Genomic DNA, 20,284 nt, shown 5'->3' with positions numbered 1-20,284 from the left:
GTCGGCCCCTCCGTGGCCGGACCCCGTCCCGACGGGCTACCGGCAGGGCGAGTATACAGGAAACGTCGAGATGATGGCCGACCCCGCAGGCGGCCCGTCGCACAGACCGACGACCATCACCCAAGGCGCAGCCCGTCACACGGATCGCCCGTGCCGACACGCCGGAATGGTGACGAAATGAAGGCCGATCAACAGCCCGATCAGCGCTTTGACAGCCGCCGACGAGCCAGACCGACGCCCAGCAGACCCAGCACGCCGAGCCCGAAGGCCGGCGGAACGGGAACCACCGGAGGCGGAGGTGGATTGTCCGGCTCGCCCGGGTTGTATCCCTCGTTCAGCGCGGTGCCGTACTGGAACCCGACGTTCAGAATCTTCGTCAGGTCAAAGAGCGTGGACACCGTGAACTCAAAGACCACGGCGTGCTTGATCAGCGCATTCGCGCCGGTCACGGGCGTATTGCCTGTGTTGATGTTGTCGTTGATCGAGGTGATGCCGAACTGAAGGCCGTTGGGAGAAGCGGGCCCTTGCAGGTTCGTCGTGCCGAACCGATCGCCGGGGCCGAACAGACCGAACCCCGCGGAGCTGATGCCGAACTGGGGTCGATCGGTCGAGGGAGCCAGGTCACTGCGAAACGCCCACTCGCCCGACACGTTGCTCGGATTCGACGTGAAGTGGACGACGCTCGAGCCCGGCGCCACGGTCGCGCCGTTGGTCACCTTGGTGATCGAGCCAGGACCGGTGTAGTCGAAGAACAGCGCGGTCAGAATGCCGACCGGCTTGGTGACGTCGCCGCCGATGTTCGAGAGCGTCACTTTCAGCGACGTCCCGCTGTGATTGAACACCGCGTTGGCGTGACGCAGCTGACCATCGAACGTGTTGGCCGCCGATGTGAACGACACGGTGCCGGCAACCGACGGCATCGACACCGTGGTGACGGCCGCAACCGCCGCTGCCGACATCCATCCCCGAACAGAAGCCATGGTGATCTTTCTCCCTGACTGAGTCGCCTCTCTCCCCCTCCGCATGGCGACAAGCACACGCAGTCAGGGATCTCCGTACAGGACTATACCCGTTCCTACCAGATTTTCAACCGAGGTCCGACTGAAATCTGGCGAGGTTCCACTGGAGTGATCTGGACCTATCAGAATCCAGGCGCTTTCTGAGTCCAATAACCACCCTCCACGTCTACGGGGCCCGTTTCTGAAGCCCCAGAGCCCATCCCCCTCATGTCGGGATTCTCAGGACAGGAGCGTTGCCTCGCATATCCTCTCGCCCGGCTTTCGTGTGTTTCGCCGGGGTCTGCCCCCGTAGGAGGTTCGGAGGATTCGTGCTCGCGCTGTTCACGGTGACGGTGTTCCTCGGCTCGTTCCTGCTCTTCCTGGTGCAGCCGCTCATCGCGCGGCAACTGCTGCCGGTGCTGGGCGGCACGCCGGCGGTCTGGATCACCTGCATGATGTTCTTCCAGGCGGCCCTGCTGGGCGGATACCTCTACGCCCACGAGAGCACCCGCCGCCTGGGCGTCCGACGCCAGCCACTGGTGCATCTGGCCGTTCTGGGCGCTCCCCTGCTGCTCCTGCCCCCGGCGGTGGATGCGGCGTGGAATCCGCCCGTCGAGGGCACCCCCATCTGGTGGCTGCTCGGGGCGCTGACGGTGATGATCGGCGGACCGTTCTTCGCCCTCTCCGCGGGCGCGCCCCTGCTCCAGCGATGGTTCAGCGCGACCGATCATCCGCGTGCGAAGGATCCCTATTTTCTGTATGTCGCCAGCAACGCGGGGAGCATGTTGGCGCTCTTCGCCTACCCCGTCGTCGTGGAGCCCCTGTTCACGCTGGCTCAGCAGTCCGTCGGCTGGAGCGCGGGCTACGTCGGGCTGACGGCGCTCACCGTCGGCTGCGCCATCGCGACGAGACGACGAAGCCGACCCGACGAACCCGCCAGAGAGGCGGACGCGCGCCCCGCCGCTGACGGCGCGACCTTCGCCGGAACGTCCGGACGACAGGCCCTGCGGTGGGTGCTTCTGGCCTTCATCCCGTCCGCGTGGATGCTGGCGGTCACTACCTACATCACGGCCGACCTCGCGTCGGTTCCGCTGTTCTGGGTGATTCCCCTGGCGCTGTACCTGCTGTCGTTCATTCTGGTGTTCGCGCGGCGTCCCTGGCTGCCCCATCGATGGATGAAGCGGATTTTCCCCCCTTCGGCGCTGCTGCTGGTGCTGCTCCTGGCGACGGAATCGGCCCAGCCGGTGATCGTGGTCGTGTCCATGCACCTGTTGGCGTTCTTCATCGCCTGCATGGCGTGCCACGGCGAACTGGTCGCCACGCGCCCGCCGGCGGGTCAGCTGACGCTGTTCTACCTGATGATGAGCGTCGGCGGTGCGCTGGGAGGCGTGTTCAACGCCCTGATCGCCCCGCTCCTGTTCGCCGGTCTGTATGAGTATCCCATCATCGTGGTGCTGGGCGTGGCGGCCGTAGGTCCGGTGCTGCCGCCGCCGGCCCGGGTGCTGGCCCGGTCCGCGTGGATGTCCGCGGGGCGCGACGTGCTCACGGGTCTGGCGGTGGCCGTCGCGGTCTGGGGGCTTATCGTGGTCGCCGACGCGGTCCAGCTTCCGCGGGGCCCGGCGCGATCCTGGGTCATCGTCGGGCTGCCCATCATGGCCTGCTACCTGTTCGCCAACCGTCCGCTGCGCTTCGGACTGGCGCTTGGCGCGGTCATGGCCGTCACTACCTTCGACGTGGCGAGCCACGGCAAGGCCGTGGAGTATGAACGCAGTTTCTTCGGCGTTCACACCATTCACCGCACCATACTGGAAATCGACGAGGACGAGGGGGGCGGGCTGAGACCCTTCAACGAGCTGTACCACGGCACCACGCTGCACGGACGGCAGGAGATCGATCCGGATACGAACGAGCCGGTTTCACCGCGCCGCCCGCGATCCTACTACTCGGTGGCGGGACCAGCGGGACAGGTCTTCCGCGCCATGGCGGAGTTGAAGCCCGAGGCGCGCATCGGCATCGTGGGACTGGGAACCGGCGGCCTGGCCGCCCACGCCGAATCCGGTCAGCACATCACCTTCTTCGAGATCGACCCTGCCGTGAAGCGGCTGGCGGAGAACACGCGGTATTTCACCTACCTGCGCGAGGCCCGGAATCGCGGCGCCGCCATCGAGATCGTCATGGGCGACGCACGTCGGACGCTCGCACGTTCGCCCGAGGCGCACTTCGACCTGCTGGTGATCGACGCCTTCAGCAGCGATTCCATTCCCATCCATCTCATCACGCGCGAGGCGATCGAGCTCTACCGGTCCCGCCTCAAGCCCGACGGCGTGCTGCTGCTGCACATCTCCAGCCGCCACTTCGATCTCGAACCGGTCGTGGAGCGGGCCGCCCGGTCGCTGGGGCTGGCGTGCCTGACGCGTGAGGACCTGGTCGATCAACTGAAAGGCCCTCAGCAGCCGGCGCGCCTGTCATCGACCTGGATGGCGCTCGCCGCCGAGCCGGACGACCTGTCATTCCTGCGATCGAGGCGATTCGGCTGGGCCTGGAGCACGCCTCGATCCGAGCCGGGACGAGTCTGGACCGACGATTACAGCAACGTGCTGGGGGCGCTGGGGTGGTAACGCTCCCACGTGAAGGGAAGGGATCGTCACCCGTTGTTTACCGGGTCTGACACCTCCTGTATCATGGTGCGCTGACCGGCGGCGGATTCGCCGCAGCGCAGCTTGACCATGCCTGAAGGAACCTCGCCATCCTCGATCCAGTCCGCCGCATCCCTGTCCTCGACGGGGCTGGATGGCTCATCCGACGCCGCGGATCCCGACCCTTCGAGTTCCGTCGAAAGGGAGTCGGACATCGTGCAGATCACCGTGGCGCCTGGGCTGGCTCATGCGGTCAACGCGGCTTGGCTTGGCGATCGCCTGAAGGCGGCGGTGATGACGCGGCCGGAGCGATTCGGGTCGGTTCACGTGTTCATCATCGGCGACGAGTTGATGCGCGATCTGCATCAGGCGCATCTGAACGACCCTACCACCACGGATGTCCTGACGTTCGACCTGACGGAGCGGTCGTCCGGCACACCCGCCGAGGATATCGCCATTGAGGTGGAGATCGTCGTCTGTGCGGACGAGGCCGCCCGTCGCTCTGCCGAAATCGGGCATGACCTGAACCGGGAGCTGCTTCTCTACGCGGTGCATGGGCTGCTCCACTGCGGGGATTTTGATGACCGCACCGAGTCCGGAGCCGCCGCCATGCACGAAGAGGAGGACCGCGTGCTGCGGGCCATCGGCGTGGGCGCGATTTACCGCCCGGAGGGGGCCGATGGCCCGGCGGACGGTTCGCGTCGCCGGGGGCGCGGCGCTCGGAAGTGACCGTTCATGCTCATGTTTGCGACCATCCTGACGCTCGCGTTGGGCACCTATCTGGCCGCCCTGGTGCTGGCGCTGCAGACCAAGCGCCGCGCCGCGCTGGCGGAGCGGCTTGAAGCCCGCGGCACGCCGGAACGGGCGGAGTGGGTGATCCGACAGCGGGGATCGATGCTGATGACGCTGTCGTTCCTGCGGGCATGCTGTCGCGTCGGCTTCTTCGCCCTGGTGCTGGTGGACGTGGTGGGCGTCGGTGAGGGCGCCGTGCTGGAGGTGAGAGGACTGCTCATCGCCGGCGCCGTCTCGGTGGTGTGCATCTGGCTCTTCACCACGGTGCTGGCGCTCGCCCTGGCCGAGCACGCGGGAGTGGGGATGATCATCGGCGCCCTGCCGATGCTGCGGCTAGCGGCGTGGGTCGGCCGTCCCGCCTCGCGGATTCTCTCATTCGTTGATGAGGCGGTGCGCCGGCTCAGCGGCGCCACGCCGCGACCCGACGAGGCCGAGGCGGAGCTGCTGCGCTCCATCGAGGACACCCACCTGGAAGGCGCGCTCGAACCCCAGGCCGCCGCCATGCTTGAGAACGTGGTGGAGTTCCGCTCCACGGAAGTCTCGGAGATCATGACCCCTCGCACCGACATCGAGGGGATCGAAATGACCGATGACCTCGTCACCATCCGCGCCTTCATCCGCAAGGCGGGGCACTCGAGAATTCCCGTCTACCAGGGATCGCTCGACCACATCGTCGGCATTCTCTATGTGAAGGACCTGGTGCGATACCTTGGCGAGGAGCCCGAGAACTTTTCACTCACTCCCCTGCTGCGGAAGCCGATCATCGTTCCCGAAACGAAACCCGTGGCGGAGCTGCTCTCCGACTTCCAGCGCAGCGAGGTGCACCTGGCGATCGTGATCGACGAGTACGGCGGCACGTCCGGGCTGGTGACCATTGAAGACGTGCTGGAGGAAATCGTGGGCGAGATTCACGACGAGCACGAGCCGGAGAGCGATCAACTGCCCACGCTCACCGTCTTGGATGAGCGGCATGCCGAAGCCGACGGGCGCTTCTACATTTACGATCTCAACGAACGTTTGGGACTGACTCTCCCCGAGGATGACGACTTCGACACCCTGGCCGGGTTTCTGCTGGCCCAGGCGGGGCGCGTTCCGGAGACGGGGGAAGTGATCGAAACCCCGCAGGTCCGCTTCAAGGTGCTGTCGGCCAGTCGCACGCATGTGAAGCGTGTGGCGATCGAACTGCTCACGTCAGCACCCGAAACGGTCCCTCCCGGAAACGGGGATGCCGGCCCTAAGTGATTGCACATGAATACGTTGCGTCATGTCCACGCCGGGAATCCGTTCATGGAGGTCGCCCGGAGTCACGACGGGGCGGCCCTGGGACCAGCAAAAACCGGGTTCCCCAAAAAACGCAAAAAAATCGTGCAACTTGTCCGAGAATGTCTGGACAGCAGATTGGTTCGTGGTACGTTGATCGAGTTCCTTGGCATGTCTCACGGCAGCCGGGGTTCGACTGCCCGCTCACGTCTTTGGCGGGCATGATGGGTGGCTTGGGGTCACCCAATGGGGTTTCCGGGGGGAAACTTTCGGGTCTTCCGGGTTCCTGTGCAGAGTGGGATCGTGGATGACCGTCGTGGCTCCTCGCAGGGAGCGCGGTGGTCGCGTCGAACCTTGCCCCGGGCGTTCCGGCCGGCCGGCTGTGATGTCCTCTGTGCAGGAAAGGATCGAAAATGCAACGCAAGCGTGGCTTCACCCTCATCGAACTGCTGGTGGTGATCTCGATCATCGCCCTGCTGATCGGGCTTCTGCTGCCCGCCATCGGCAAGGCGCGTGACTCGGCCAAGGTCACCATCTCCCTGAGCAACCTCCGCAACTTCGGAGCCGCTCACGCCACCTACGCCTCGGAGTGGAACGGGCGTCAGTGGACCACCTGCCCCGACGACCTGACGGTCATCCACTCCCCGGTCTGGGCATCCGCCTACGGCCAGCCGGTGCCTCCGGTTCCGCTGGGGTTCGACAAGAACGGTCTGCACTTCCAGACCACCAGCGGCTGGGCGATCATCCCCATGTGGTGGCCGGGCAACTGCTCGCTGGGCTCGTTCCGCGCCTTCCACACCAAGCCCTTCAACCAGTACATCAACAAGAAGGTCTACGACCCGATCTTCTGGTGCCCGAAGGACTACACGATCAACGACAAGATCTACCAGTGGCAGGATGATCCGGGCGAGTGGGTCAACGGCGCTTCGTTCTACTTCTCGTCGTACTGCACCTCGGTGGCGGCCCAGGTCAGCCCCGACGTGTACCGCAGCGACGCCCAGGGCTCGCAGCGAGCCGATCAGCTGCCCGCCGGTCACCGGTCGCCCAACCTGTCCAGCGCGACCTACCCGGACCTGAAGACCCACATGCTGGAGCACTACTGGCTCCAGAACAACCCCTCGGAGTCGATCCCCGGCACCGCGGGCGTGCCGTGGTTCTTCAACATGGGACCGGACTCCACCCCCGCCACGCTCTTCTTCGACGGGCACACCCGCATGATGAGCGTGCGTGAGGCGGTCGCCTCCAGCCGCCGCGTCGTCTCCCAGGGCGGTGCGCGTCTCGACGCGTCCGATCCCGGCTGCTTCGGCTCGGGCGGCTACTTCCAGTCGTACGGCTACGCCGGCGCCAACACCCGTGGCGAGATCAACTCGTACCACGTGTTCACCCGCGACGGCATCAAGGGCCGCGACACCATCGGCAGCGGCTGATCCCGCGATCATCCAACGCCTGATCGCCACGCGATCACCCAAGGCCCGTGGGCTTGCCCACGGGCCTTGTCTTTTTTGTCGCACATCGCCGACGAACTGGCGCTCGTCCGAAAAAAGTGCGGGGTTGTGCAACCGTCGCCACGGCAAGGCGTATATGAACATGACGACGCCGAAGTTCTTTCGCGCTCATGTCTCGCGGAAGGCGACCGGCCGGAATCGGGCGGGTTCTCCGGGGTGTGAACCGTCCGCCGCGCTCGTCAGAGTGGATCAGAGCGGTTGATCGCGCTCCCGCCGCAGACGGCGAGCATGAAGCGATCGCGTCATGTCCCGTGGCATCGGCCGCGCGTGCGGCCCACGTCATCTCTTTGTCCACATCGCTCGGAAAGGAATCGCATGACAAGGAATCGTGGCTTCACCCTCATCGAACTGCTGGTGGTGATCTCGATCATCGCCCTGCTGATCGGGCTTCTGCTGCCCGCCATCGGCAAGGCGCGTGACTCGGCCAAGGTCACCATCTCCCTGAGCAACCTCCGCAACTTCGGAGCCGCTCACGCCACCTACGCCTCGGAGTGGAACGGGCGTCAGTGGACCACCTGCCCGGATGACCTCACCGTCATGGTGACGGCGCCCGTGTGGAAGTCTTCCTACGCCGGCACCCCGGTGCCCCCGGTTCCGCTGGGGTTCGACAAGAACGGTCTGCACTTCCAGACCACCAGCGGCTGGGCGATCATCCCCATGTGGTGGCCGGGCAACTGCTCGCTGGGCTCGTTCCGCGCCTTCCACACCAAGCCCTTCAACCAGTACATCAACAAGAAGGTCTACGACCCGATCTTCTGGGCGCCGAAGGATTACACCACCAACGACCTGATCTACCAGTGGCAGGATGATCCGGGCGAGTGGGTCAACGGCGCTTCGTTCTTCTTCTCCACGTACTGCACCTCGGTGGCGGCCCAGGTCAGCCCCGACGTGTACCGCGGCGTGAACCAGGGCGGCGCCCAGCGGGCGGACATCCTTCCCGCCGGTCACCGGTCGCCCAACCTGTCCAGCGCGACCTACCCGGACCTGAAGACCCACATGCTGGAGCACTACTGGCTCCAGAACAACCCCTCGGAGTCGATCCCCGGCACGGGCGGTGTGGCGTGGTTCTTCAACCTCGGCCCGGACTCGACTCCCGCCACGCTCTTCTTCGACGGGCACACCCGCATGATGAGCGTGCGTGAGGCGGTCGCCTCCAGCAACCGCGTCATCGCTCAGGGCGGCGAGCGCCTGGATGCTCAGGATCCCGGCTGCTTCGGCGCGGGCGGCTACTTCCAGTCGTTCGGCTACGCCGGCGCCAACACCCGTGGCGAGATCAACTCGTACCACGTGTTCACGCGCGACGGCATCAAGGGCCGCGACACCATCGGCAGCGGCTGATCCCGCGATCATCCAACGCCTGATCGCCACGCGATCACCCAAGGCCCGTGGGCTTGCCCACGGGCCTTGTCATTGCCAAGAAAACCGCGGGAAACTCCGGCGTTCGGCCTTCCACGGCCGCCCCGGGCGCGTTACAACATGGGCGCTCGGAACCTTTCGTGAATCCCGACCCGCTTCTCTCTCTCCGGGGTTTCAACGCAGAAAGGGGACGACCCATGCAACGTGGAAGGAATCGTGGCTTCACGCTCATCGAGCTGCTGGTGGTCATTTCGATCGTGGCCCTGCTGATGGGGCTGCTGCTGCCGGCCATCGGCAAGTCGCGCGACTCGGCCAAGGTGGCGATCTCGATGAGCAACCTGCGCAACTTCGGAGCAGCCCACGCCACCTACGCCTCGGAGTGGAACGGGCGGCAGTGGACAGTCTGCCCCGATGACCTGACGGTGATGGTGCCGGCGCCCGTGATCCGCAGCGACTACGCCGGAACGCGCGTGCCGCCCGTGCCCTTCGGGTACGACAAGTTCGGCGTGCATCACCAGTCCACCGACGGTCAGTTCATCACGCCCATGTGGTGGCCGGGCAACTGTTCTCTGGGGTCATTCCGCGCCTTCCACACCAAGCCGTTCAACCAGTACGTGAACAAGAAGATCTACGACCCGATCTTCTGGGCGCCGAAGGACTACACGATCCAGGACCGCATCTTCCAGTTCATGGAAGATCCGGGCGAGTGGCCGAGCGTCAACCCCTACTTCTACAAGTCCACCTACTGCACCTCGATCGCCGCCCAGGTGAGTCCCGACGTGTACCGCGGCGCGACGCAGGGGTTCTCCCAGCGGCCCGATGCGCTGCCGGCGGGCTTCCGGTCTCCCAACCTGTCCAGCGCCACCTTCCCCGACCTGAAGACCCACATGCTGGAGCACTACTGGCTCCAGAATAACCCCTCGGAATCGATCCCCGGCACCGCGGGCGTGCCGTGGTTCTTCAACATGGGGCCTGATTCCACGCCTGCCACGCTCTTCTTCGACGGCCACGTGCGCATGATGAGCGTGCGCGAGGCGGTGGCCTCCAGCCGCCGCGTGGTGGCCCAGGGGGGCGACAAACTCGACGCCAACGACCCGGCGTGCTTCGGCTCGGGCGGCTACTTCCAGTCGTACGGCTACTCAGGCGCCAACGGTCGCGGCGAGATCAACTCGTACCACGTGTTCACGCGCGACGGCATCAAGGGCCGCGACACCATCGGCAGCGGGTGACGCACCCCGGCGCTATCCCGAGACACTTGCTCCTTGGCCAAGGCCCGCGACGGTTTCGCGGGCCTTGTGCCGCGCCGAAGCGCTGTTTCGCCGTACCATGCTTCACCCTGACGAGAGGAACGCCTCACCATGCCCGCGACTTCCGTGACGCCCCCCGCTGCTCCGACCTTTCCGCCCCCCAATGCCGTTTACGCGGGCGTGCTGGACATGATCGGCCGCACCCCCATGGTGCAGGTGCGCCACATCGACACCGGTCCCTGCACGCTGTTCCTGAAACTGGAATCGCTGAACCCCGGCAACTCGATCAAGGATCGAATCGCCGTGTCCATGATCGCGCAGGCGGAGCAGGACGGCCTGCTCAAGCCGGGTGGCCACCTCGTCGAGGCCACGGCGGGCAACACCGGAATCGCCCTGGCGCTGGTCGCTTCACAGAAGGGGTACCAGGTCACGGTGGTGATGCCCGACAAGATGAGCGACGAGAAGATCTCTCACCTGCGGGCCATGGGCGCCAAGGTGGTGCTGACGCGGTCGGACGTGAACAAGGGGCACCCGGAGTACTACCAGGACATCGCCCAGCGAATCGCCAGGGAAACCGGCGCGTTCTACGTCAACCAGTTCGGCAACGCCGCCAACCCGAGGGCGCACTACACCACGACCGGGCCGGAAATCTGGGAGCAGATGGAGGGCCGGATCGACGCCTTCGTGGCCGGCGTGGGCAGCGGCGGCACCGTGAGCGGCTGCGGACGATTCCTGCGGGAGCGTCACCCCGCCATCGACATCGTTCTCGCCGACCCGGAGGGCTCGGTGCTGGCGCCGCTGGTCAACGAAGGCCGCGCCGTCGAGGCCGGGTCGTGGCTGGTGGAAGGCATCGGCGAGGACTTCGTACCCGATATCCTCGACCTGCAGCTGGTCAACAAGGCGTACACCATCCCCGACCGCGAGGCGTTTCTGGTGGCTCGCGAACTTCTGCGCAAGGAGGGGGTGCTGGCCGGGTCATCCACCGGCACACTGGTCGGCGCGGCCTTGCGATACTGCCGCGAACAGCGGCAGCCCAGGCGCGTCGTCACCTTCGTCTGCGACAACGGCTCGAAGTACCTGTCCAAGATGTTCAACGACTTCTGGATGATGGACCAGGGCTTCATCGAACGACGAACGTACGGCGACCTGCGCGACCTGATCGCCCGTCGCCACACCGAGCGGCAGGACTACACGCTCAAACCCGCCACCCCGGTCGGACAGGCCTTCAAGCAGATGCGCCTGTACGACATCAGCCAGATGGTGGTGCTCGACGAGCACGACGCGGTGGTCGGCATCATCGATGAGAGCGACGTGCTGCTCGCCGTCACCCACGACATGGCCAGCTTCAGGCGACCCGTCAGCGACTTCATGACGCGACGACTGGAGACGATCCGCCCCACGGCCAGCGTCAACGACCTGATCCCCATTTTCCGCGCCGACCGCGTGGCGATCGTGGCGGATGAATCCGGTTTTCACGGCATCATCACCAAGGTGGACCTGATCAACTACCTGCGGAAGCAGTTGCCTTGAAATGATGAAACGCGGAGGACGCGAAGGAGCGCGATCACCGTGCTTCACACCTTCACAACACATTCCACATGACCCACTCCAATACACTTGCACTTTCCTCCCTCTGCATCCACGGCGGCCAGCGGCCCGACCCGGCCACCGGCGCGGTCATGCCGCCCATCTCGCTGTCGAGCACCTACGCGCAGTCCTCGCCTGGAGAGCACCTCGGGTTCGAGTACACGCGCAGCCACAACCCCACGCGATTCGCGTGGGAGCGGCTGATCGCCTCGCTGGAAGGGTCCATACTCACCGAACAGCAGGATCGCACGTGCGGCGGGTTCGCGTTTTCGTCAGGGCTGGCCGCCATGGCCACCGCACTGGAGCTCCTTGACTCGGGCGACCATGTGATCGCCATGGATGACCTGTACGGCGGGTCGTACCGACTGATGACGCGCGTGCGCGAACGATCAATGGGACTGAAGGTGACGTACGTGGACATGACGGACGCCTCGCGCATCGAGCGCGCCATCACGCCGCGCACCCGCATGATCTGGGTGGAAACGCCGACGAATCCAACGCTGAAACTGGTTGACCTGGAGGCGGTGGCGGCCATCGGGCGCAAGCACCGGCTTATCACCGTATGCGACAACACCTTCGCCACGCCCATGCTCCAGCGACCGCTCGCGATGGGGTTCGACATCGTGCACCATTCAGCCACCAAGTACCTCGGCGGTCACAGCGACGTGCTGGGCGGCGTGCTGGTGACAGGCCGCGCCGACCTGGCGGAGCGATTGCGCTTCCTGCAGAACGCCATCGGGTCGGTGCATGCGCCGCTCGATTCGTACCTGGCCCTGCGCGGCGCCAAGACGCTCGCGGTGCGCATGCGCCAGCACTGCGCCAACGCGCATCGGCTGGCCGCGTGGCTGGAGAAGCATCCCAAGGTCGAACGCGTGGTGTACCCCGGGCTTCCATCGCATCCGCAGCACGCGCTGGCCCAGAGGCAGATGCGGCTGGACGGCCGACCCGCGGGCGGGGGGATGATCACCATCTTCCTGAAGGGCGGGCTCCCGGAGTCGCGGCGGTTCCTGGAAAACGTGCGCATCTTCGCTCTGGCCGAATCGCTGGGCGGCGTGGAGTCGCTCATCGAACACCCCGCCATCATGACCCACGCCAGCGTGCCGCCCGACAAGCGGGCGGAACTGGGCATCAGCGATACGCTGGTGCGCATCTCGGCGGGTATCGAAGACGCGGACGACCTGATCCACGATCTGGAGCAGGCGCTGGCGAAGGTGTAATGGGATGCGCCCCCACCCTCGAAACGCCTCAACCGAGTCCCCGGATGCCGCAATACCGGAAAGTTCCGCTCGTTGAGTCATTCCCACGGGAGTCGATTCCATGCTGTTCGTCGCCGCATTGGTTTCCGTCACCCTGGTCGGCTGTCCCGCTGCCGAGCCGCCGAAGAAGGAACTTCTCGGCGGACCCGAGGTGGAGGCGAAGGCCGCCAGGGCCACCCTGGTGAAGCACACGTTCGACGGCGACCTGATCGAGTTGGAGGAAGAGGCCCATCTGGCCGCCATCCGACTGCTGGACCTGACGGACGATCAGAAGGACGCCCTGGAGAAGGCGCTCAACGAGCGGCTTCTCACGTTCGACCAGGCGCTGCGGAAGCACTACGGGCTGATCGTCGAGCTCACCGGCATCGAACAGAAGCCGGTCGCCGAGCGTGTGACGCTGCTGGGCAAGGTGACGCAGGCCTTCAAACCGTTCATCGACCGCGGCACCATGCTGGATGAGATGCGCGACCTGCTCACTTCCGAACAGCGGGCCGAGGTGGAGCGGCTGGTCGTCGAGTACGCCGAGGCCAAGCTCGCTGACATGCGCCGTGAACTCATGAACCCCGACGCGCCCCGCGCCCAGTTGCTCACGCGCTGGCGGCTGGAGTCGTTCGGGCAGATGATCCGTCAGTCGATCGAGCGGCAGGTGGGGCTGCGGGCCGAGGCGTTCGAACAGCTCCTCGCGCGGCTTTCGCTGACCCCGGAGCAGGACTCGAAGATTCGCGCCATCGTGCAGGAGGTGGCGATCAAGGAGTTCCAGGGCAAGGCCACCGCCCTGGAGCGCACCAGGGTGTTCCTCGAGGTGCGGGCTGTGCTCACGCCCGAGCAGCAGAAGCGGCTGTGGGAGTACGTGCTTGAACAATACCGGGGCGGCTGATCGCCCCGAGGCGGCTGAGGAGAGACGGCGCGACCGGCTTGTTCGGTCGCGCTGTCGTCTCCACCCCCGCTCGACCATCGACGCGGTATCCTCACCGCATGAGCAACCTTTCCCTCGACTACGCCAACTGTCTTTCACTCCGCGTGGGCGAGCATGGACTCGAACCGGCGTTGCTGGACCGCACCAGGCCCCGTGCGGCTGAGTTGACGACGTCACTTTCGCGCACGCGCGGCACGGGGTGGGAGCGATGGCGCCAACTGCCGTTCGACCCCATGCGCTCGGAGCATCTGCAAGCGGTGCGCGCCCTCGCCGATCGGCTGCGGCCTCGCACGGACAACCTCGTGGTGCTGGGCATTGGGGGCAGCGCGCTGGGCAACATCGCCCTGCAGGCGGCGCTCAACCCCGTTACGTACAACCTGATGCCCCGCGAGCAGCGCGGCGGCCCGCGACTCTTCGTGCTGGACAACGTGGATCCGCATTTCGTCGGTCAGACGCTGGAGGAAGTGCGGCGCAGCGACCCCCGCTTTGAGCGCACCGTCATCAACGTCATCTCCAAGTCGGGCGAGACGGCGGAAACGGCGGCGCAGTTCATGATCGCGCGGTCGATGCTCCGCCAGGCGCTCGGCACGGGCTACGCCGAGCATATCGTGGCGGTCACCGACCCGGCCAGGGGTACGATGCGCTCAATCTGCGACGCGGAGGGCTACGCCACCCTGCCGGTGCCCGAAGGCGTGGGCGGGCGATTCAGCGTGCTTTCGCCGGTGGGTCTGTTCAGCGCCGCCATGTGCGGCATCGACATCGACGGTCTGCTCGACGGGGCGGCGGACATGGACAAACGGTGCAGCGACCCCGACCTGACGCGCAACCCCGCGGCCATGATCGCCTTCCTGCTGATGGAGTTCACGGCGCGAGGCAAGCGCAATCACGTGATGATGCCCTACTCGAACGCCCTGTACCTGCTGGCCGACTGGTATCGCCAGTTGTGGGCCGAGTCGCTGGGCAAGCGAGTCGATCGCCACGGACGTGAAGTGTTCGCCGGCGCCACGCCCATCAAGGCCCTCGGCACGACCGACCAGCACAGCCAGGTGCAACTCTACCGCGAGGGGCCGAACGACAAGGTGTTCTGTCTGGTGGAAGTGGAACGGTTCGACCACGACGTGACGATTCCGGGCGACCTGCCCGTCGAAAACCTGCGATACCTCCACGGGGCCTCGCTGGGCGGTCTGCTCAACGCCGAAAAGCGGGCGACGGAGTACGCGCTCGTCGAGAGCAGGCGGCCCAACTTCACGATCCGCTTTCCCGCCATCACCGCCCACGCGGTGGGCCAGTTCATCCAGATGTGGGAGGTCGCCACGGCGTATGCGGGGTTGATGCTGAATATCGACGCCTACGACCAGCCGGCCGTCGAGACCGGCAAGGTGGCGACGTTCGGATTGATGGGCCGGGCGGGCTACGACGAGTGGCGAACGAAGGTGGAGCAGGCGCTCAAGCCGACGACGTGGCGGATGTGACGCGCTGCTCCGGCCGCGATCGCACCCTGCTCGACCTTCACGGCGGCACAGGCGTCTTGCCTGCGTCATCCTGCTTCGGGAGGGCGCCCTGCGTCCTTGAATCGTGCAGCGGGATCCCCGTATCATCATCTGATTCGTCCCGGAGCCCTTGCGACATGCCCCAGTACGAGTACATCTGCGAGGAGGACGGCGAGGTCATCACCCTGCTTCGCCCCATGCGTGAGGCGGACGCTCCCGTGCCGGACCCGACCGGAAAAGGTCGCCGGTTCATCAGGCGACACAGCACCTTCGCCGTGACGGAGTCGGGGCGAACGGTTTCGCTCCCCACCGGGGGAGGCGGGTGCGCCTGCGGCAATCCCCACGGTCCATGCGGCCACTGAGTGAGATGAGGGGAACAGGGTCAGCGTCGCCGGAATGAACGGCACATCGGCGCGGTGGAGCACGGGCAGCCCGGGCAAAAGAAAAACCGCGTCCGGCGAACCGGACGCGGGTGGGATTGGCGAGGTTCCGGCGGCTGGACTTAGCCGAGCAGCGCCAGCACCGACTGGGGCGAAGAGTTCGCAATGGCGAGCACCTGCGTCGCGGCCTGCACCAGGATCTGCGAACGGGTGAGGTTCGCGGTCTCGGCGGCGAAGTCGGTGTCGCGGATGGCGGACTCGGCGGCCGACGTGTTCTCGAAGGCCACGCCCAGCGAGTTGATCGTCGAACCGACGGTGTTCTTCTGGAACGAGCCCAGACGACCGCGGAGCTGCGACACCTGCTTGATGGCGTCCTCAACAATCAGCTGCGCCTTGGACAGGTCGCCGTTGACCACGTTGCCCGAGCCGCCCGACTTGAGTTCGGCGAGGAAGCCGTTCTCACCCGTGCCCAGGTTGCCGGTGGTGACGGTCTTGATGCCCAGTGACACCTTGCCCGCCAGCGAGACGCGCGGGGAGAGGTTGAAGTTGGCGCCGCCGCCGGTGATGGTGAAGGAGGTCGAGGCGCCGTCCACGTTGAGGGCCGAGGTGCCGTCCACCGTGACGCTCACGTCAAACCCATCGGTGGCGACCCGGGCCTTCAGGCCGTTCGTAGTGGCCTGGATGCCGTTGATGAGCAGCGTGGCGTCGCGCCCGGTGTCCTTGTAGTCGCCCGTAGCGGAGTTGCTGGCCGCGGTATCGAAGATGATCTCGCCGGCTCCGGACGAGGCGCCCTCAATCTCGCGGGCCCGCACGAACTGCGTGGCGCCGAAGCCGGTGGAGCGGATCTCGACGCGGGCGGCGTCATCGCCGCTCTGGGCCGCCGACACGCCCAGGGCGTCCTTGAAGTTGTTGATGGCGCTGATGATGTCCGCCTGGCTGGTGCCGGAGGCGAAGGTGAACTGCTGAATGCCCTTGTTGCCGGTGATCTCGATGGTGATCGAGCCGCCGCCTCCGTTCTCCAGCGTCGCGCCCGTGGAGAGATACACCTCGGCGGTCTGGGCGGAGGTGACGACGTCAACGGTCACGCTGAGCGTGGCGCCCGCGGCGTCGCTGAGGCGGGCCGAGTTGATCGTCACATCGGTAAGCGACGAGGCCACGCCCGTGGTGGTGTAGTCGAAGTTGCCGTTCAGCAGCTTCGTGCCCTGGAACGACGTGGAGTTGGCGATGCGGTCGATGGTCTGGAGAATCGAGTCGATCTGGAGCTGATTCGCCTCGCGTTCCTCGGCGGAGAGGCCGGCCTCGTTGGCCGTCTCGCCCACCAGGCCCTGGAGCTCAACCAGCAGGTTGTTGATTTCCTGCAGACCGCCCTCGGCGACGTTGATGACCTGCTCGGCCCGCTGCGCGTTCTTGACCGCGCTGGCGATGGCGGCCTTCTCGGCCCGCAGGTTCTCGCTGGCGATCAGGCCGGCGGGGTTGTCGGCGCCGCGGTTCAGCGCGAGGCCGGTGCTCAACCGCTCAAGTGATTTCTTGAGCGTGTTGTTGTTCCCGCCCAGAATCCGCTGGGCCAGGAGCGATGAAACGTTCGTGTTGATCTGCGACATGGTGTCCTCCGTGAACTGGCCCCGGTCGGCGATCCCGATCCCTGGGCTCCCTGTGAGATTTGACTCGCGTGATCATCCGACCCGTTCCAGCGGCTCCGCCGACGTGGCTGGTATCGTGGTTTTCGACGCGACCCGATTCGTGCCTTTCTGACGCCTCGGTCCCGCGCCCCGCTCGCCGACAGTGGCGAGCAACCGGATGCGGACGTTCCGACAGCCATCGTTCATCGGTCGCCTCGGTTGCCCACTTCAGCGAAGTTCTCCAGGCCGCGCGAACAACGTCGGGACGCCGCTTATCGGAGCGCCAATGAAGCCCGAAGGAACCTCACAAGTTATAAGACCAGACGCGCGAAGAAAGGCCCGCAACCGAGGTTTGCGGGCCTTTGCGGAAGGTTGAAGCGTGATGAATGGGAGAAGCCGGTCCTATAATCTTCCAGAGTGGATTACTGCAGCAGCGCCAGCACGTTCTGGCTGGTCGTGTTGGCGGTCGCCAGGATCGACGTACCCGCCTGCACCAGAATCTGGGATCGCGTCAGGTTGGCCGTCTCCGCCGCGAAGTCCGCGTCGCGGATCTTTGACTCGCTGGAGGTGATGTTCTCCAGTCCCACCTGCAGGGAGCGGATGGTGGTGTCGATGGTGTTTCGCTCGATGGCCCCCAGGCGTCCCCGCGTCACCGCGACTTCGCTGATGGCGCTGTCGAGAATCTTCGAGGCGTTCTCGAAGGAGCCCGCCACGAGCGAGTTGACCCCGCCGGTCTTGAGCGAATCGAGGAAGTGACGCACGTCGCCGATCATGGTGCCGCCCAGCTGGCTGGCCGCGATGGAGGCGATGCCAAGGTGGACCTGCTGCGTGGGCGTGACGGCCTGTCCGATCTGGAACGTGGCTCCGCCCCCCGTGATGTCGAATGACGCGGGCGTGTTGAGCGTCTGGGCGAAGGTCCGCGTCAGGACCAGTTCCACCGCCAGCGTGGGGGTATTGGTGGAGACCGTCAGCCCCTTGCCCCGCGCCAGCGAGCCGTTGACGATGGCGGCCACGTCGCGCCCGGCATCGCGGTTGACGATGTTGCCCCCCGGCGCGTCGGCGACGGCGAAGAACTCGCCTCCCGACCCGAGCTTGCGCACGGAGACGAACTGATCCGACCCGTAGTTGGTGGAGTTGAACACCAGGCCGCTGGTCTGATCGGCGGGATCCACGAGCGTCGCGCTCACACCGGTGGCGGACTTGACGGCGTTGACCGCCGCCACCACCGCGCTCAGCGCCGTGCCCGACACGAAGGAGAGCGAGGTGACGCCGAGGTTGCCGGCGATCTCGATCGTCACGGAACTGAGCAGCGCCCCGGGCGCGCCCGCCGTGTTGCCTGACAGGAACAGCTGCGCCGTCTGGGCGGAGCTGATGACCTCCACGCTCACCGGCACCGTGGGGTTGCCGTTGAAGGCGGCGGAATGGATCCTGGCTCCGGCGATCTCCGTGGCGGGCAGCACCGATGTCTGGTATCCGAGCGACCCGTTGAGCAGCTGCAGCCCGGCGAATGACGCCGTGTTGGAGATGCGGGTGATGGACTCGATGGCGCTGTCGATCTGAAGCTGGTTGGCCTCGATCTCCTCGCGGCTCAGCCCGCCTGAGTTCGACGCCTCGACGATCAATCCCTTGATCGAGTTGAGCAGATCGGCGACCTCGGCCAGCGCGCCTTCCGTCGTGGCGATGACCGAGCTGGCGCGTTCGGAGTTGCGGATCGCCTGCCCGATGCCGCGGGCCTCGGCCCGCAGACGCTCGGAGGCGATCAGGCCGGCGGGATCGTCCGCGCCGCGGTTGATGCGCAGCCCCGTGGACAGTCGCTGGAGGCGGACGGTGAGATCCTGGTTCGATCGCGCCAGGTTGCTCTGCGCGATCATCGAGGAAACGTTCGTGTTGATCCGAGCCATGACAATCCTCCTTGACTGAGGGCTGGATGTCTTCTGGTCATCCGGCGGTGGCGCTCCTTCGCGAGTGGCGCCGGAATGTCCGAGTGACCGTCAGGCCCGCCGGCCAGTCGGTCGGGTGCGTTCGTTCAGGCGATCTCCCGATCGGCGGGGCGGGACAGTCGCGGGGTCTTGCCCGCGGCGTTTCCATTGAGTCGAGTGACGGCGGGCGAGGCGGACGGGTTCGGTCCCGCCCCGGCCAGTCGCGGGCGCGTCCGCGCCCGGTCGGCCAGCGAGGGCACGTCTGTCCGCCCCAGCTGGGCCGCCTGCTCATTCTCCCTCCGGATGGCGTCGTACACTTCCTTGCGGTGAACGGGGACGTCCGACGGCGCCTTGATTCCGATGCGCACCTTGTCGCCTCGGATGTCGACGATCGTCAGTTCGATGTCATCCCCGATCATGATCGTCTCATCGCGCTGTCGCGAAAGAACCAGCATGGATCGGCTCCTTCCCTGGCGCCCGGTCGGACTCCGGCCCGCCCGCGCGGGATGCGGGGGCGCGGGCGGCTGCTCCGACGGGCCGCCGCGGCGTCCTTGCCGCGGCATGACGTCTGTGTCGCACCCCGACCCGTTCCGGGCGGGGCGCACGGTCGGTCAGGCGATCGCCGCGTGAACGGGCTGCCTCAGTTCGAGGATGGCATGCCTCGTGGTCCAGCGCTTCTCCGCCAGCACCAGCTGCTGGCCGGTCATGGTCCTGAGATTGATGACGAGCGGACCCTGCAGGTTGGCCGTGAGGACGTGATCGCGCTTGTTCACGATCACCAGCACCTGGGCGTCCTCCAGGCGATCCAGCCCCAGTTCGCCCATCTGGTCGCGCCGGATGGGCACCTGGTACTGCTCCACCCACGCGCCGGGGTCGGTCACGACGAACGCCAGTTCCGGCGCGTCAAGCGACTGCAGCCAGAAGAACACCGCGTCGTCGTCCGGCTGCAGCAGGACGAAGCGCGTGTACGACGCGAACCCCAGCAACCCCGCCGGGAAGGTGATGATCCTCGCATCGTCCACTTCCACCACGCCGAATCGAGTCGTCTGCACGTTCATCGGAACGCTCCTGAAAGCCGGCCGACCCTGTCCTGGGTCATCTACGCCATCACCAATGATGGCGCGGGACCTCCCTGTCCGGAGCCAAGGCCCGGCCGGGGGCCTGCGCTCCATCACCGTCTTCGCGGACCGCGCGCCACGCCTCCGCCGGCGTCCTGGCCGGTCGGGTGTCCGTCGTGTCGTGCTTCCGCGTTGTGTGCGTCATGTGAGTGCTGAGTGAGTTTCCAGTTTCGGGTTCCGAGTGGGATCTGACTCCCCATCGCCC

General features: G+C 66.2%; 15 protein-coding genes and 1 pseudogene. 11 read left to right on the top strand and 5 right to left on the bottom strand.

The window, feature by feature from the left end:
- Window positions 1-200 precede the first annotated feature (200 nt).
- On the bottom strand, window positions 201-980 hold the full coding sequence (locus HRU76_09570) for a PEP-CTERM sorting domain-containing protein (protein ID QOJ17817.1): 780 nt from the start codon (window positions 978-980) through the stop codon (window positions 201-203).
- Window positions 981-1,327: 347 nt separating this feature from the next.
- On the opposite strand from HRU76_09570, the gene HRU76_09565 reads away from it, so the two are divergent.
- The 11 genes and pseudogenes from HRU76_09565 (at window position 1,328) to HRU76_09515 (ending at window position 15,405) form a co-directional block, all read left to right on the top strand.
- On the top strand, window positions 1,328-3,616 hold the full coding sequence (locus tag HRU76_09565; GenBank protein ID QOJ17816.1) for a fused MFS/spermidine synthase: 2,289 nt from the start codon (window positions 1,328-1,330) through the stop codon (window positions 3,614-3,616).
- Window positions 3,617-3,724: 108 nt separating this feature from the next.
- A complete protein-coding gene (gene ybeY / locus HRU76_09560; GenBank protein QOJ17815.1) occupies window positions 3,725-4,363 on the top strand; it encodes an rRNA maturation RNase YbeY in 639 nt (212 codons plus the stop codon).
- A gap of 6 nt (window positions 4,364-4,369) precedes the next feature.
- On the top strand, window positions 4,370-5,668 hold the full coding sequence (locus HRU76_09555) for an HlyC/CorC family transporter (GenBank protein ID QOJ17814.1): 1,299 nt from the start codon (window positions 4,370-4,372) through the stop codon (window positions 5,666-5,668).
- A gap of 431 nt (window positions 5,669-6,099) precedes the next feature.
- Window positions 6,100-6,240 (top strand): annotated as a pseudogene (locus HRU76_09550) (type II secretion system protein).
- A 1,266-nt stretch (window positions 6,241-7,506) separates the two neighbouring features.
- Window positions 7,507-8,529 carry a prepilin-type N-terminal cleavage/methylation domain-containing protein gene (locus HRU76_09545; GenBank protein ID QOJ17813.1) on the top strand — a complete coding sequence of 341 codons (1,023 nt, stop codon included), beginning with the start codon at window positions 7,507-7,509 and terminating at the stop codon, window positions 8,527-8,529.
- 215 nt (window positions 8,530-8,744) lie between these two features.
- Complete coding sequence (locus HRU76_09540) at window positions 8,745-9,776, top strand: type II secretion system protein (GenBank protein QOJ17812.1); 1,032 nt, start codon at window positions 8,745-8,747, stop codon at window positions 9,774-9,776.
- A gap of 129 nt (window positions 9,777-9,905) precedes the next feature.
- On the top strand, window positions 9,906-11,324 hold the full coding sequence (locus HRU76_09535; protein ID QOJ17811.1) for a pyridoxal-phosphate dependent enzyme: 1,419 nt from the start codon (window positions 9,906-9,908) through the stop codon (window positions 11,322-11,324).
- A gap of 68 nt (window positions 11,325-11,392) precedes the next feature.
- Window positions 11,393-12,598, top strand: coding sequence for a PLP-dependent transferase (locus tag HRU76_09530; protein QOJ17810.1), 1,206 nt, complete (start codon window positions 11,393-11,395; stop codon window positions 12,596-12,598).
- A 100-nt stretch (window positions 12,599-12,698) separates the two neighbouring features.
- Complete coding sequence (locus HRU76_09525) at window positions 12,699-13,514, top strand: hypothetical protein (GenBank protein QOJ17809.1); 816 nt, start codon at window positions 12,699-12,701, stop codon at window positions 13,512-13,514.
- Between the two features lie 98 nt (window positions 13,515-13,612).
- The gene (locus tag HRU76_09520) at window positions 13,613-15,025 is read left to right on the top strand and encodes a glucose-6-phosphate isomerase (protein ID QOJ17808.1); all 1,413 of its coding nucleotides are present in this window, start codon (window positions 13,613-13,615) and stop codon (window positions 15,023-15,025) included.
- Between the two features lie 155 nt (window positions 15,026-15,180).
- On the top strand, window positions 15,181-15,405 hold the full coding sequence (locus HRU76_09515; protein ID QOJ17807.1) for a zinc ribbon domain-containing protein: 225 nt from the start codon (window positions 15,181-15,183) through the stop codon (window positions 15,403-15,405).
- Between the two features lie 140 nt (window positions 15,406-15,545).
- On the opposite strand, the gene HRU76_09510 is transcribed toward HRU76_09515, so the two are convergent.
- The 4 genes from HRU76_09510 to HRU76_09495 all read right to left on the bottom strand — a co-directional run bounded on the left by HRU76_09510 (window position 15,546) and on the right by HRU76_09495 (window position 20,019).
- Entirely contained in the window at window positions 15,546-17,024 is a 1,479-nt protein-coding gene (locus HRU76_09510) for a flagellin (GenBank protein ID QOJ17806.1), read from the bottom strand.
- Window positions 17,025-17,464: 440 nt separating this feature from the next.
- Window positions 17,465-18,943 carry a flagellin gene (locus HRU76_09505; protein QOJ17805.1) on the bottom strand — a complete coding sequence of 493 codons (1,479 nt, stop codon included), beginning with the start codon at window positions 18,941-18,943 and terminating at the stop codon, window positions 17,465-17,467.
- Between the two features lie 125 nt (window positions 18,944-19,068).
- On the bottom strand, window positions 19,069-19,416 hold the full coding sequence (gene csrA / locus HRU76_09500; protein ID QOJ17804.1) for a carbon storage regulator CsrA: 348 nt from the start codon (window positions 19,414-19,416) through the stop codon (window positions 19,069-19,071).
- 156 nt (window positions 19,417-19,572) lie between these two features.
- Window positions 19,573-20,019, bottom strand: coding sequence for a flagellar assembly protein FliW (locus HRU76_09495; protein QOJ17803.1), 447 nt, complete (start codon window positions 20,017-20,019; stop codon window positions 19,573-19,575).
- Between the last annotated feature and the right edge of the window lie 265 nt (window positions 20,020-20,284).

Source organism: Phycisphaeraceae bacterium (genome assembly GCA_015709595.1).
GTDB lineage: Bacteria > Planctomycetota > Phycisphaerae > Phycisphaerales > SM1A02 > CAADGA01.
The sequence above is the reverse complement of the archived record's forward strand: the minus strand, read 5'-3'. Positions and strand labels throughout refer to the sequence as shown.

Bases quoted from the DNA above. Each gene is read 5' to 3' on its own strand.
- HRU76_09570 (QOJ17817.1), bottom strand. From the start codon at position 980: ATGGCTTCTGTTCGGGGATGGATGTCGGCAGCGGCGGTTGCGGCCGTC.
- ybeY (QOJ17815.1), top strand. From the start codon at position 3,725: ATGCCTGAAGGAACCTCGCCATCCTCGATCCAGTCCGCCGCATCCCTG.
- HRU76_09555 (QOJ17814.1), top strand. From the start codon at position 4,370: ATGCTCATGTTTGCGACCATCCTGACGCTCGCGTTGGGCACCTATCTG.
- HRU76_09545 (QOJ17813.1), top strand. From the start codon at position 7,507: ATGACAAGGAATCGTGGCTTCACCCTCATCGAACTGCTGGTGGTGATC.
- HRU76_09540 (QOJ17812.1), top strand. From the start codon at position 8,745: ATGCAACGTGGAAGGAATCGTGGCTTCACGCTCATCGAGCTGCTGGTG.
- HRU76_09535 (QOJ17811.1), top strand. From the start codon at position 9,906: ATGCCCGCGACTTCCGTGACGCCCCCCGCTGCTCCGACCTTTCCGCCC.
- HRU76_09530 (QOJ17810.1), top strand. From the start codon at position 11,393: ATGACCCACTCCAATACACTTGCACTTTCCTCCCTCTGCATCCACGGC.
- HRU76_09525 (QOJ17809.1), top strand. From the start codon at position 12,699: ATGCTGTTCGTCGCCGCATTGGTTTCCGTCACCCTGGTCGGCTGTCCC.
- HRU76_09520 (QOJ17808.1), top strand. From the start codon at position 13,613: ATGAGCAACCTTTCCCTCGACTACGCCAACTGTCTTTCACTCCGCGTG.
- HRU76_09515 (QOJ17807.1), top strand. From the start codon at position 15,181: ATGCCCCAGTACGAGTACATCTGCGAGGAGGACGGCGAGGTCATCACC.
- HRU76_09510 (QOJ17806.1), bottom strand. From the start codon at position 17,024: ATGTCGCAGATCAACACGAACGTTTCATCGCTCCTGGCCCAGCGGATT.
- HRU76_09505 (QOJ17805.1), bottom strand. From the start codon at position 18,943: ATGGCTCGGATCAACACGAACGTTTCCTCGATGATCGCGCAGAGCAAC.
- csrA (QOJ17804.1), bottom strand. From the start codon at position 19,416: ATGCTGGTTCTTTCGCGACAGCGCGATGAGACGATCATGATCGGGGAT.
- HRU76_09495 (QOJ17803.1), bottom strand. From the start codon at position 20,019: ATGAACGTGCAGACGACTCGATTCGGCGTGGTGGAAGTGGACGATGCG.